Annotated in this window: 10 protein-coding genes and 1 pseudogene; 9 read left to right on the top strand and 2 right to left on the bottom strand. The window is 70.4% G+C overall.

Going from position 1 to position 13,180, the window contains the following annotated elements; genetic code table 11:
* Positions 1 to 71: 71 nt before the first annotated feature.
* The 6 genes and pseudogenes from DY218_RS09130 to DY218_RS09110 form a co-directional block, all read left to right on the top strand.
* Positions 72 to 1,924: pseudogene (locus DY218_RS09130) on the top strand (ComEC/Rec2 family competence protein); the annotation flags it as partial.
* A gap of 1 nt (position 1,925) precedes the next feature.
* On the top strand, positions 1,926 to 2,644 hold a 719-nt coding region (locus DY218_RS34975), incomplete at its 5' end, for a ComEC/Rec2 family competence protein (RefSeq protein WP_325051982.1).
* Positions 2,645 to 2,706: 62 nt separating this feature from the next.
* A complete protein-coding gene (locus DY218_RS09125) occupies positions 2,707 to 3,339 on the top strand; it encodes a winged helix-turn-helix domain-containing protein (protein ID WP_128555422.1) in 633 nt (210 codons plus the stop codon).
* Entirely contained in the window at positions 3,336 to 4,646 is a 1,311-nt protein-coding gene (locus DY218_RS09120) for an MFS transporter (protein ID WP_128555421.1), read from the top strand. Before DY218_RS09125 ends, DY218_RS09120 begins: the two co-directional genes overlap by 4 nt.
* 32 nt (positions 4,647 to 4,678) lie before the next feature.
* The gene (locus DY218_RS09115) at positions 4,679 to 5,590 is read left to right on the top strand and encodes an arylamine N-acetyltransferase family protein (RefSeq protein ID WP_128555420.1); all 912 of its coding nucleotides are present in this window, start codon (positions 4,679 to 4,681) and stop codon (positions 5,588 to 5,590) included.
* A 134-nt stretch (positions 5,591 to 5,724) separates the two neighbouring features.
* Positions 5,725 to 6,618, top strand: coding sequence for a YceI family protein (locus tag DY218_RS09110; RefSeq protein ID WP_128555419.1), 894 nt, complete (start codon positions 5,725 to 5,727; stop codon positions 6,616 to 6,618).
* A 26-nt stretch (positions 6,619 to 6,644) separates the two neighbouring features.
* Here the strand turns inward: DY218_RS09110 and DY218_RS09105 are convergent, their stop codons facing one another.
* On the bottom strand, positions 6,645 to 6,890 hold the full coding sequence (locus DY218_RS09105) for a hypothetical protein (protein WP_199566674.1): 246 nt from the start codon (positions 6,888 to 6,890) through the stop codon (positions 6,645 to 6,647).
* Between the two features lie 121 nt (positions 6,891 to 7,011).
* On the opposite strand from DY218_RS09105, the gene holA reads away from it, so the two are divergent.
* Complete coding sequence (gene holA, locus DY218_RS09100; RefSeq protein WP_128555418.1) at positions 7,012 to 8,001, top strand: DNA polymerase III subunit delta; 990 nt, start codon at positions 7,012 to 7,014, stop codon at positions 7,999 to 8,001.
* A 524-nt stretch (positions 8,002 to 8,525) separates the two neighbouring features.
* Here the strand turns inward: holA and rpsT are convergent.
* Complete coding sequence (gene rpsT, locus DY218_RS09095) at positions 8,526 to 8,792, bottom strand: 30S ribosomal protein S20 (protein ID WP_128555417.1); 267 nt, start codon at positions 8,790 to 8,792, stop codon at positions 8,526 to 8,528.
* A gap of 282 nt (positions 8,793 to 9,074) precedes the next feature.
* Here rpsT and lepA point away from each other — a divergent pair, with 282 nt between their 5' ends.
* The gene (gene lepA / locus DY218_RS09090; RefSeq protein ID WP_128555416.1) at positions 9,075 to 10,940 is read left to right on the top strand and encodes a translation elongation factor 4; all 1,866 of its coding nucleotides are present in this window, start codon (positions 9,075 to 9,077) and stop codon (positions 10,938 to 10,940) included.
* Between the two features lie 258 nt (positions 10,941 to 11,198).
* Positions 11,199 to 13,088, top strand: coding sequence for an AMP-dependent synthetase/ligase (locus DY218_RS09085; protein ID WP_128555415.1), 1,890 nt, complete (start codon positions 11,199 to 11,201; stop codon positions 13,086 to 13,088).
* Positions 13,089 to 13,180: the final 92 nt, after the last annotated feature.

Here is a 13,180-nt window from a genome sequence, read left to right as displayed (position 1 = left end):
TCCGGGGCCACGCCCACTGGACCGGGATGCGCACCGGGCCGATGCACACCGGGCTTGTACGCACCGGGCCGATGCGCACCGGCCCTCACCGCACCGAGCCAAGCTCCAGCGGCCTCCACCCCACCGGCCCTCATCGCGCCAGGCCCCGCCGAACCACAGTGCTGGTCGCGGTGTTGATCGCGGTGGCCGCGGCCGGAGCGTCCGCCGCACTGCACCGCGCCGAGGTGGAACAGGGACCGCTGCCGGAGCTGGCGGACTGCTATGCCCCGGTCACCGCAGAGCTCGAAGTCGTGGCGGATCCGCGCAGGACACGGCCACGGACGCAGGGACCGGGCGCATTGCCGCCGAGCCTGCTCATCGAGGCGGAGGTCACCCGACTCACCGGCCCGGACGGCAGCGAGACCGCGACCCGTACACCGGTCCTCGTGATCGTGCGCGGCGAGACGGACACCGCGGGCTCGGCATCGGCGGAGGCGGAGGCCGACCCGCCGAACAGGGCCCCGGATTCGCCGAGCCACGCCCCGGACACACCCAACGCCGCCCCGGACACCCCTTCCTGGGCCGAGCTGCTGCCCTCGACGCGTCTGCGGGTGCGCGCGGAGACGGCACCTCCGTTCGGCGACGGCGAGCGTTCGGCCGCCGTGTTGCGGGTGTCCGGCACGGAGCCGCCGCTGGTCGTCGCGCAGCCGAACGCCGCCCAGCGACTGGCCGGGCACCTCCGGGCAGGGCTGCGGGAGGCCACCGACGGGTTGCCCCCGGACGCCCGGGCGTTGCTGCCCGGTCTGGTCGTCGGGGACACCTCGCGGGTCCCGGCCGATCTCGACGCCGCGTTCCGGGCGACGGACCTCACGCACCTGCTGGCCGTCTCGGGAAGCAATCTGACCATCGTGCTCGTCCTGCTGATCGGCCCTCCGGGCATCGCGATGCAGGCCGAACGGCGCGGCCTGGCCGCCAGGTTCGGACTGTCGCTGCGGACGACGGCATTGCTGGGCGGGGTGCTCACGCTCGGCTTCGTGATCGTCTGCCGGCCGGATCCGAGCGTGGTGCGAGCCGCCGCGTGCGGAGTGATCGCGCTCCTCGCGATCGCCACCGGCCGCCGCCGCGCGTTGTTGCCGGCCCTGGCCGCAGTGGTGCTCGTCCTGGTGCTCTACGACCCGTGGCTGTCGCGGAGTTACGGCTTCCTGCTCTCCGTGCTGGCCACCGGTGCGCTGCTCACGCTGGCGCCGCGATGGGGCGCGGCGCTGCGCAGACGCGGCCTCCCGGCGCGTGTCGCCGAGGCGCTGGCGGTGGCGGCGGCCGCACAGGCGGTGTGCGCTCCGGTGGTGGCGGTGCTGGCCGCCCGGGTGAGTCTGGTCGCGGTGCCGTGCAATCTGCTGGCGGAGTTGGCCGTGGCGCCGGCGACGGTGCTCGGCTTCGCGGCCCTCGCGTTCGCACCCGCGGCGATGCCGGTGGCGAAGGGTCTTGCCTGGTGCGCCGGTTGGCCGGTCGGCTGGATCGCCGAGGTGGCGCGTACCGGCGCGGCGCTGCCGGGCGCGGAGCTGGACTGGCCCGGTGGCTGGCGGGGCGGACTGTTGCTCGCCGCGGCCACGGTGCTGGTGCTGTGGGCTGGGCGCCGGGTGATCAGACATCCGGTGCCGGTCCTGGCCTGTGTGTTGTTGCTGGCGTTGACCGTGGTCCGGCCGGCACCGCTGTCCCGGATCATCGCCGGCTGGCCGCCGCCGGACTGGCGCTTCGTGATGTGCGATGTGGGCCAGGGCGATGCGACGGTGCTGCGGGCGGGGCCCGGGACGGCCGTGGTGGTGGACGCGGGGCCGGACCCGCTTCTCGTCGACCGCTGTCTGCGCACGCTGGGCGTCACGCGGGTGCCGATGGTGCTCCTCACTCATTTCCATGCCGACCATGTGGCGGGCCTTCCGGGGGTGCTNTGCTCCTCACTCATTTCCATGCCGACCATGTGGCGGGCCTTCCGGGGGTGCTGCGCGGCCGGGACGTGGGGCTGATCCAGACGACGGGACTGCGCGAGCCGGCCGGGCAGGCGGCTTTCGTACGACACCGCGCCGCCGAGTCCGGGGTCCCGCTGGGCGAGGCCGCGGTGGGCGAGCGACGCCGCACCGGCGAGGTGGACTGGGAGGTGCTCTGGACGGGACCGGGTACCGGACCCGAGTCGGGACCTCGGACCGGCCCCGGGTCGGGGTCTCCGACCGGACCCGAGTCGGGACCCCACAGCGGCGACAGCGAATCGGGCAGCGGTGCGAACGACGCGAGTGTCACGTTGCTGGCCCGGGTGGCGGGGGTGTCGCTGCTTCTGCCGGGCGATCTCGAACCACCCGCGCAGCGAGCCCTGTTGAGGTCGCGGCCGGACCTGCCGCGGGTGGATGTCCTGAAGGTCGCCCACCACGGTTCGGCGCATCAGGATCCAGACCTCCTGTCCAGGGTGAGTCCGCGTCTCGCCCTGATCAGCTGCGGCGCGGACAACAGCTACGGACACCCCGCACCCCGCACCATGGCCGCCCTGCGCGCGGGCGGTGCGGCCGTGCTGCGTACAGACCGCGACGGCTCGATCGCGGTGACGGGGGAGGGGGACGGGCTGCAGGCGCTGCGGGACGGGGGTGGGGCGGCGGAAGAGTCGCGGCGCAGCATCTAGAGAAACGCATGCATCTAAAGAAACGTTTACAAAGAATCCCTTCTAAAGATATCTTTAGGAACATGACCAGTCACCGGAACGACGCCGGACGCACCGAGGCCCACCTCAGCGACCCCCGCGCCCTGCGGGCGTACGCGCATCCCACCCGGATGACGCTGGTGGGGCTGCTCCGCACCGAAGGCCCCTTCACGGCGACGCGGGCGGCGGAACTGACCGGGGAGTCCGTGGCCAGCTGCTCGTACCACCTGCGGATGCTCGCCAAGTACGGCCTGGTCGAGCAGGCCGGGGGAGGCCAGGGACGGGAGAAGCCCTGGCGCGCGACCGCCGCGTACACGGTCTGGCCCGACAGCTCGGACGACGCGGACGTCGCCGCCGCATCGGCCGCACTGAGCACCGCCGTGGCCGAGCACTACTTCGAGCGCGTGATGCAGGCCATCGAGACCCGGCACACGCTGCCGCGTGCATGGCAGGAGGCGGAGCAGTTCGGGGACAGCCTGGTGTATCTCACGGCGGACGAGCTCACCGAACTCCGGGAGCAGATGTGGGAGTTGCTCTCCCGCTTCGAGGCGCGCAACGCCGACCCGGCGCTGCGGCCCGAGGGCGCGCGGCTCGTCGAGGTACTGCGCATCGCCTTCGCGTCGAGGCGAGTGCCGGGTGGCGCGGCGCCCAGCGACGACGCCGGGGACCGGGCATGAGCCGGCGCCGGGTTCCCGAGCTGCTGAGGGACCGGGCGTTCCGGCGGTACTGGACCGGGCAGACCGTCTCGCTGGTCGGTGACCAGATCTCGCTCATCGCGATCCCGCTCGCCGCCGTGCTGATCCTCGGTGCGGACGCAGCGGAGATGGGCTTACTCAAGACCGCCGAGCTGCTGCCCGCCCTGCTGCTCAACCTGCCGGCGGGAGCCTGGGCCGACCGCAGACCGCACCGCCGGTACGTCATGATCGCGACGGATCTGGCGCGGGCGGCGCTGCTCGTCTCGCTGCCCGTGGCGTACGCCTTCGACTCGCTGACCCTCATTCAGCTCTACCTCGTGGCCTTCTCGATCGGCGCGCTCACCGTCCTGTTCGACGTCTGCAACGTCACCCTGCTGGTCTCCCTGCTCCCCACCACCCGCTACGTGGAGGGGAACGCGCTGGTCAACGGCAGCCGGTCGATGTCGGGACTCGCGGGACCGGGGGCCGGCGGAGTGCTCGTGCAGGTGCTGGGGGCGCCGCTCGCCCTGCTGGCCGACGCGTTCACGTACCTGATATCGGCCGACCGGCTGCGCCGTATCGACCCGGTGGAGCCGCCGCCCGCTCCGCGCGAGAAGGGCCACTTCACGGCGGGCATCAAGTGGGTGGTACGGGACCGGGCGATGCGTGCGATGTTCGGGGCCTCGGCGACCGTGCAGTACTTCAACTTCATGTTCCATACGTTGTTCCTGCTGTACGCGACGCAGGAACTGGGCCTGTCCGCGGGGCTGTTCGGGGCGATGCTGAGTGCGGCCGCGGTCGGGGGACTGCTCGGGGCGGTCTGCTCCGGGGTCGTGGTGCGGCGGATCGGGATCGGTCCGTCGATCACGGCCGGGTTCGCGGTGTTCACGCTGCCGCTGATGCTGGTGCCGCTCGCCTCCGATCCGTCGCCGGTGGTGGTCGGGCTGCTGTTCGTGGCGGAGTTCGTGTCGAACTTCGGCGTGATGCTCGTCGACATATCCGGCGGCTCACTGCAACTCGCGCTGGTTCCCGATCAGTTGAGGTCCAGGGTGCTCGGTGCCCTGCGTACGCTGACCCATGGATTCCGGCCGCTCGGAGCCATCACGGCAGGGTTCCTGGGCAGCACGATCGGACTCCGGCCGACCCTGTGGATCGGCACGGCGGGTGCGGTCCTGAGCGTGTTCTGGGTGCTCTTCTCACCGATCTCCCGTATGCGGGACCTGCCGCCGCCCCGGCACGTCGTACCGACCGACCCGACCGACCCGACCGACGAAGCAGTCGGCGAGGCAGCCGGCGAGGTGGTCAGGTGAACGGCGGCCGGGCCGGGGGCCAGACTGGTGCCATGGATGCCAAGCAAGTCAGCGATGCCGACGACGGGCAAGTCAGCGATGCCGATGCCGAGCAGACCGGCGTCGCCACGGCAGACGCCCTCGAGCCCGCCCTCGAGCCCGCCCTCGAGCCCGCCCTCGAGCCCGCCCGCGTGGACGCCTATCTCCGCCGCATCGGCGCCGAGCGTCCGGCGGAACCCACCGCCGAGGCCCTGCGGGTGCTGCACCGCCGGCATCTGCTCACCGTCCCGTTCGAGAACCTCTCCATCCACCTCGGTGAGGAGATCGTGCTCACCGACGAGGCGCTGATTGCGAAGATCGTCGACCGCCGGCGCGGCGGATTCTGCTACGAACTGAACGGCGCCTTCGCCGCGTTGCTCCGCTCGCTCGGGTACCGCGTCACCCTGCTCCAGGCACGGGTCTACGGAGCGCCCGGCAAGCTGGGCATCCCGTACGACCACCTGGCCCTGCGCGTGGACACGGCCGACGGGGTGTGGCTGGCCGATGTCGGGTTCGGCGCGCACAGCCTGTACCCGCTGGCCTTCGACGAGCCCGGGGACCAGCAGGACCCGGGCGGAGTCTTCCGGATCGAGCAGGTGCCGAACGGCGATCTCGACATCGTCCAGAACGGCAGGCCGGAGTACCGCCTCGACCAACGCCCCCGCGAGCTGGACGAGTTCAGGGTCGGTGCCTGGTATCACCGCAGCTCTCCGGATTCGAACTTCACCCGCTCCCTCGTCTGCTCGCGCGCCACGGAGGACGGACGCGTCACGCTGAGTGGCCGACAACTGAAGATCGCCGCGGGTGGTGAGCGCCGCGCGGCCGTCCTCAAGACCGACGACGAGGTGCGCGCCGCGTACCGGGAGCACTTCGGAATCGTCCTCGACCGGCTCCCGGACCTGCCGAAACGCCAAGCGGAACGCTGAATTCGGACCTTCGGGGCAGTCCCTGCGTAGCCGCAGGTTTCCCGCTATGTGGGCCCGTGTTGCCTCGAAAGCCTCGACGATGGTCGAATGCAACTCCGTCATCGGAGAAAACAAGCCATGCAGGGGTGTTCCAGTTGTTCGGCCGTCTCATAGGAACGCGTAGAAATCGGGCAAACAGCGCTCATCGCGGCGGTCACCCCTCTCCTGTGCTGTCCGTGCCTCCGCACGGCGGAGTGCTCAGCTGCCGGGCCGTGGACCAGGTCGGAGAGCCCGCGCGGCACGCCGAGTTCACCGTCACCGACGCCCAGGGGCGCAAAGTCGTGCGTGGCGAGGCCGATCCGTTCGGCTCGTTCGTGACGGGCGTCCCGGTCGGCGAGTACCGCCTCGCGGTCTCTGCCGAGGGCTTCACGCCCTTCCGCGGAAGCGTCACCGTGGGGGAGGGGGAGCATGCCGCGCTCGGCGATGTGCTGTTGCAGATCGCCGAACCGCCGGCGCTGCCCGAGCCGGGCGAGTGGGAGATCGAACCGATGCACTCGGCGGTGGCGTTCACCGCACGGCACATCGGTCTTGCGCGCATCCACGGGCGGTTCACCACCTTCGCCGGCGCGATCCGCGTGGCCGACCGCATGGACCTCTCCGCGATGCATGTCGTCATCGACGCCGCATCGATCGACACCAACGTCAAGATGCGCGACGACCACCTGCGTTCGGCCGATTTCCTCGATGTCGGCCGGTACCCGACGCTCGAGTTCTACAGCGAGCGGTTCGTGCACCGCGGCGGTACGCGCTGGGGCGTGACCGGTGCGCTGTCGCTGCACGGTGTGACCCGTACCGTCACACTCGACACCGAATACCTGGGCACCGGCCACGGCATGGAGGGCGAGACCCGCGCCGCCTGCCGCGCGACCACCGAACTGCACCGCGACGACTTCACGATCAGCTGGCAGACGATGCTGGCGCGAGGCATCGCCGTGGTCGGCCCGAGCATCACCGTCGACCTGGACATCCAGATCGTCCCCAAGTCCTGAGCCGCCGGGGGCTGTCGGTGCGGGCCCTACGGCTCCTCGCGCCAGCCCTCGTACTCCGCGGCGAAGTCGTCGAGCGCGGCCGGGTCGAGCCGGTCGTCCTCGTCCGCGAGCAGGACCAGCCACTGGGCGTCCTCGGCGTCGTCCTCGCCCGCGAGGGCCTCGCGCAGGATCCGCGCCTGCTCCTCGGTCCCGAACCGCTCGCCCAGCTCACGCGCCGCCTCCTCGGCGGCGTCGCGGTCGGGCAGCACCAGGACATGCCGTACGTCGCTCACGTGCTCCTGCTCCAGTCTCCTCGGCCCGGGCCCCAGACCACCAGTGTCCCGTACGTGCGGACCGGCCGGTGCCGGGGCGGCGTTGTATCAATGTCGGTGGTACGTGGGATCCTTGACCGCGATGGCCAGGAACCCAGGAAACCCCGGAAACGACGACCCGCTCACCCCCGTCACGATCGCGGTGGGCCAGGAGGATCTGCTCCTCGACCGTGCGGTGCAGCAGGTGGTGGCGGCGGCCCGCGCGGCCGACTCCGACACGGATGTGCGCGACCTCACCTCCGATCAGCTGCAGCCGGGCACCTTGGCGGAGTTGACCAGCCCGTCGCTGTTCGCCGAGCGGAAGGTCGTGGTGGTGCGCGGTGCCCAGGACCTGTCCGCGGACTCGGTGAAGGACGTCAAGGCGTATCTGGGTTCGCCCGTCGAGGAGATCACGCTGGTCCTGCTGCATGCGGGCGGGGCCAAGGGCAAGGGGCTCCTCGATGCCGCGCGCAAGGCGGGTGCCCGCGAGGTGGCCTGCCCGAAGATGACGAAGCCGGCGGACCGGCTTTCGTTCGTACGCGGGGAGTTCCGGACACTCGGCCGGTCGGCGACGCCGGAGGCCTGCCAGGCTCTCGTCGACTCGATCGGGAGTGATCTGCGGGAGTTGGCGAGCGCGGTCTCGCAGCTCGTGGCCGATGTGGAGGGCACGATCGACGACGCGGTCGTCGGGCGGTACTACACGGGTCGTGCCGAGGCGTCGAGCTTCACGGTCGCCGACCGGGCGGTCGAGGGGCGGCCGGCGGAGGCGCTCGAGGCGTTGCGGTGGTCGCTGGCGACGGGAGTCGCGCCGGTGATGATCACCAGTGCGCTGGCGCAGGGGGTGCGCTCGATCGGGAAACTCTCCGCGGCGCGGGGTGGACGGCCGGCCGATCTCGCCCGCGAGTTGGGCATGCCGCCGTGGAAGATCGATCGGGTGCGGCAGCAGATGCGGGGGTGGACGCCGGAGGGTGTTGCCACGGCGTTGGCCGCGGTGGCGGCGGCGGATGCGGGGGTCAAGGGTGGGGGCGACGATCCAGCGTACGCTCTGGAGAGAGCGGTTGTTGCGGTGGCTCGGGCCAAGGGGCGGCGATAGTTTTCGGCTCGGCTGCTGCCGGGTGCGTTCTCGTTTTCCAGGCATCGGCCTGGCGGCCTCGTCCTCAAACTCCCCCAGACTTCGTCCGGGGGGACCCCCAGACGGGCTGAAGGATGTCCTCAAGCGCCGGACGGGCTTGGGATGGAGCGTCGGCCGGGCCGAAGTTGAGCCTGTCCGGCGATTGAGGACGAGGCCGCCAGGCCGACATATGAAGCCCGTCCGGCGATTGAGGACAGAGGCGCGCAGCGCCCGCCGGAGGGCCGCAGCGCCGCAGGAAGGTCCGCAGCGGCGGACAAAAGACGAAGGCCCCACCCGCGCCCTGGGGAAGGACGGAGGCGGAGCCTTCGGGATGTACTGGTGGATCCGCACCCGCGTGGCGAACGCAGGCCGCGTACGGATCCGGTTTGCCGGCAGGGAGCGGATGAGAGGGCCCGCTGGATCCCTTCCGGCGATCAAGTCACGGCACTCGCCCACGAAGGGGCTCGGCCGGGGTCCGGACGCCCATGGCGCCCGGCAAGCAGTGCTCAGCCCTTGAGGGAGGCAACCTGGGAAGCAAGCGCCGACTTCTTGTTGGCGGCCTGGTTCTTGTGGATGGCGCCCTTGGAGACGGCCTTGTCGAGCTTGCGGTTGGCGTCACGCAGGGCCGCGGTGGCCTTGTCGACGTCACCCGCGGCGGCAGCCTCACGGGTCTTGCGGATCGCGGTGCGGAGCGACGACTTGACGGCCTTGTTGCGCAGGCGCGCCTTCTCGTTGGTCTTGTTCCGCTTGATCTGGGACTTGATGTTCGCCACGAAAGAGCCTTTTCAGGTTCGATGATCTTCTTGGTGCGTCCCGCCACCGAGAGGGCGCACGAGACACAGCTGACAACGCTACCAGCAGCTCCTTCGACGGCCCAATCCGAGCCCGCACGCCGCCCGCGACCGACAGGCGACCGGCCCGCGATCCGGCCACCCGGGCCGTCCCACCGGCCCAGGGCCCGGCCCGAGCCCCCGTTCATGGGACGATGGAGGCTACGTGACGATCCGACCCGAGGCTGCAGTGAGCTGCAGACGTCTCAAGAATCAGGACCCTGCGTGCCCGCGACCCCTATCCATGTGCCCGAGCCGAGCCGCACCGACCCGGCGCTGATCCGCAATTTCTGCATCATCGCGCACATCGACCACGGCAAGTCCACCCTCGCCGACCGGATGCTCCAGCTGACCGGGGTGGTCGAGCAGCGGCAGATGCGCGCTCAGTACCTCGACCGTATGGACATCGAGCGCGAGCGCGGCATCACCATCAAGTCCCAGGCGGTCCGGCTGCCCTGGGCGCCGACCGAGGGTGAGGGGCAAGGTACGACCCACATCCTCAACATGATCGACACCCCGGGCCACGTGGACTTCACGTACGAGGTCTCGCGCTCGCTGGCCGCCTGTGAGGGGACCATCCTCCTGGTGGACGCCGCCCAGGGGATCGAGGCCCAGACGCTGGCCAACCTCTACCTGGCGATGGAGAACGACCTCACGATCGTTCCCGTGCTCAACAAGATCGATCTGCCGGCCGCCCAGCCGGAGAAGTTCTCCGAAGAGCTCGCGAACCTGATCGGCTGCGACCCCGAGGACGTACTGAAGGTCTCGGCGAAGACCGGCGTCGGCGTGGACGCGCTGCTCGACCGCGTGGTGGGCGAGGTGCCGCCGCCGGTCGGCGTGAAGGACTCGCCCGCCCGCGCGATGATCTTCGACTCGGTCTACGACTCGTACCGCGGCGTCGTGACGTACGTCCGGGTCGTCGACGGCAAGCTCGGTAAGCGCGAGCGGATCCGGATGATGTCCACCGGCGCCACCCACGAGCTGCTCGAGATCGGCACCAACTCCCCGGAGATGCGGCCCGCCGACGGCCTCGGCGTCGGCGAGGTCGGCTATCTGATCACCGGTGTGAAGGACGTCCGGCAGTCCAAGGTCGGTGACACCATCACCTTCCTGAACAAGGGCGCGGAGGAACCGCTCGGCGGCTACAAGGACCCGAAGCCGATGGTGTTCTCCGGCCTGTATCCGCTGGACGGCTCGGAGTACCCGGACCTGCGCGAGGCGCTCGACAAGCTGCAGCTGAACGACGCGGCGCTGGTCTACGAGCCGGAGACCTCGGCGGCGCTCGGCTTCGGCTTCCGCGTCGGCTTCCTCGGCCTGCTGCACCTGGATGTGATCCGCGAGCGCCTGGAGCGCGAGTTCGGCCTGGATCTGATCGCCACGGCGCCCAACGTGGTGTACCGGGTGATCATGGAGGACGGCACCGAGCACCAGGTGACCAACCCGAGCGAGTTCCCCGAGGGCAAGATCGACGAGGTCTTCGAGCCGGTCGTGCGCGCCACCATCCTCGCGCCGAGTGAATTCGTCGGCTCGATCATGGAGCTCTGCCAGAGCCGCCGCGGCTCGCTGCTCGGCATGGACTACCTCTCCGAGGACCGCGTCGAGATCCGCTACACGCTGCCGCTCGCGGAGATCGTCTTCGACTTCTTCGACCAGCTGAAGTCCAAGACCCGCGGCTACGCCTCGCTCGACTACGAGCCCACCGGCGAGCAGTCCGCCCAGCTCGTCAAGGTCGACATCCTGCTGCACGGCGACAAGGTCGACGCCTTCTCGGCCGTCACGCACAAGGACCAGGCGTACGCCTACGGGGTCCGCCTGGTCGCCAAGCTGCGCGAGCTGATCCCGCGGCAGGCGTTCGAGGTGCCCGTGCAGGCAGCCATCGGCTCCCGGGTGATCGCCCGCGAGACGATCCGCGCCATCCGCAAGGACGTGCTCGCCAAGTGCTACGGCGGTGACATCTCCCGTAAGCGCAAGCTGCTCGAGAAGCAGAAGGAGGGCAAGAAGCGGATGAAGATGGTGGGTTCCGTGGAGGTTCCGCAGGAGGCCTTCATCGCGGTTCTGTCCAGCGACGAGGGCGCGAGCAAGAAGAAGTAACGCCTTCCGGTTACCCGGAACGCCTCAATCAGTGGGCCCGCCGTGCTCTGCGCGGCGGGCTTCCGCTTTTCTGCCGGCCCGCGGCAGCGGCCAGAGTACGGCGCAAATCGCGGTCCCTCGGACACGGCCCGTGAAAGTGACAGGTCGCAGGCCCTTACGCGGCGGGCGCGGGCCATCTACTCTGATCCCGATCGGAAGTTACTCGCAAGTTAAACAACCACCCAGTCGCACGCACTGTCGCGGGCCCCGGAGGATGTCGTGAGCGACACACAGACCTTGATCGAGAACCGTCCACCTTCCGTGGCGACGCTCTTCCTCGAGCGCGTGGCGGCCACGCCGGACGGTGAGGCCTATCGCTACCCCGTTCCCCCAGCCGCAGGCGAGGGCCCCGACGACTGGAAGTCGCTGAGCTGGGCGCAGGCCGCCGAGCGGGTCTACGGCATCGCGGCCGGACTGATCGATCTCGGTGTGCAGCCGGAGGAGCGCGTCGCGCTCGCCGCGAACACCCGTGTCGAGTGGATCCTCACCGACCTCGGCATTCTCTGCGCGGGCGCGGCCACCACCACCGTGTACCCCTCGACCAACGCCGAGGAATCCGCGTACATCCTGGCCGACTCCGAGAGCCGGGTGCTGATCGCCGAGGACGCGGAGCAGCTGGCCAAGGCCCGTGAGCGCCGCTCCGAGCTGCCCGGTCTTCGGCACGTCGTCGTGATCGACGCCGAGGGTGTGCAGCCGGCCGCCGACGACCCCGAGGGCTGGGTGCTCTCGCTCGCCGAGCTCGAGGCGCGCGGCGCGGCCTACCTGGAGAAGAACCCGGAGTCCGTCCGGGAGCGCGTCGCCGCGATCACCAAGGACCAGCTCGCCACGCTGATCTACACCTCGGGCACCACAGGGCGCCCGAAGGGGGTGCGCCTGCCGCACGACAACTGGTCGTACATGGCCAAGGCCATCGCGGCCACCGGCCTGCTCGGGCCCGAGGACGTGCAGTACCTGTGGCTGCCGCTCGCGCACGTCTTCGGCAAGGTGCTGACCTCCGGCCAGATCGAGATCGGCCACGTCACCGCGGTGGACGGCCGGATCGACAAGATCATCGTGAATCTGCCGGTCGTCCAGCCCACCTACATGGCGGCCGTCCCGCGCATCTTCGAGAAGGTCTACAACGGCGTCGCCGCCAAGGCCCGCGAGGGCGGCGGGGCCAAGTACAAGATCTTCCAGTGGGCGGCCGGGGTCTCCCGCGAATACGCCAAGGTCACCCAGGACAACTTCAAGCGCACCGGCACCGCCTCCGCGCCCTTCGGCCTGGAGACCAAGCACAAGGTCGCCGACGCGCTCGTCTACAAGAAGCTGCGCGAGGCCTTCGGCGGCCGGCTGCGCGCCGCCGTCTCCGGCTCGGTCGCGCTCGCGCCCGAGATCGGCTACTTCTTCGCCGGCGCCGGCATCCACATCCTGGAGGGCTACGGGCTGACCGAGTCCAGCGCCGCCAGCTTCGTGAACCCTGGCGAGGCGTACCGCACCGGCACGGTCGGCAAGCCGCTGCCCGGCACCGAGGTGCGCATCGCGGACGACGGCGAGATCCTGCTGCGCAGCCCCGGCATCATGCAGGGCTACCACGGTCTGCCCGAGAAGACCGCCGAGGTCCTGGAGCCGGACGGCTGGTTCCACACGGGCGACATCGGCGAACTGTCTGTCGACGGCTATCTGCGGATCACCGACCGCAAGAAGGACCTGTTCAAGACCTCCGGCGGCAAGTACATCGCGCCGACCGAGGTCGAGGGCAGCTTCAAGGCCGTCTGCCCGTTCGTCTCCAACATCGTGGTCCTCGGCGCCGACCGGAACTACTGCAGCGCGCTGATCGCCCTCGACGAGCCGTCCATCCTCGGCTGGGCGGCGGAGAACGGCCTGGCGGGCAAGTCCTACGCCGAGGTCGTCGCCGCCCCGGCGACCCAGGAGCTGATCCAGGGCTACGTCGACCGGCTCAACGAGGGCCTGCAGCGCTGGCAGACCATCAAGAAGTTCCGCCTCCTGCCGCGCGACCTCGATGTCGAGCACGGTGAGCTGACGCCCAGCCTCAAGCTGAAGCGGCCGGTCGTCGAGCGCGAGTACAAGGGGCTCATCGAGGAGATGTACGCGGGGGCTCGCGAGGCGTGAGTGTGCTGCCCCGGGTGGTCCCGGGGTGGCTCCCGGGCCAGGGTGTGTTCGCACAGCACTGTGCGAACACACCCTGGCCCGCGGTTCGTTCG

The organism is Streptomyces triticagri, from assembly GCF_003429565.1.
Classification (GTDB): Bacteria; Actinomycetota; Actinomycetes; order Streptomycetales; family Streptomycetaceae; genus Streptomyces; species Streptomyces triticagri.
Note: the sequence above shows the minus strand (reverse complement) of the source record. Positions and strands in the feature narration are given on the sequence as shown.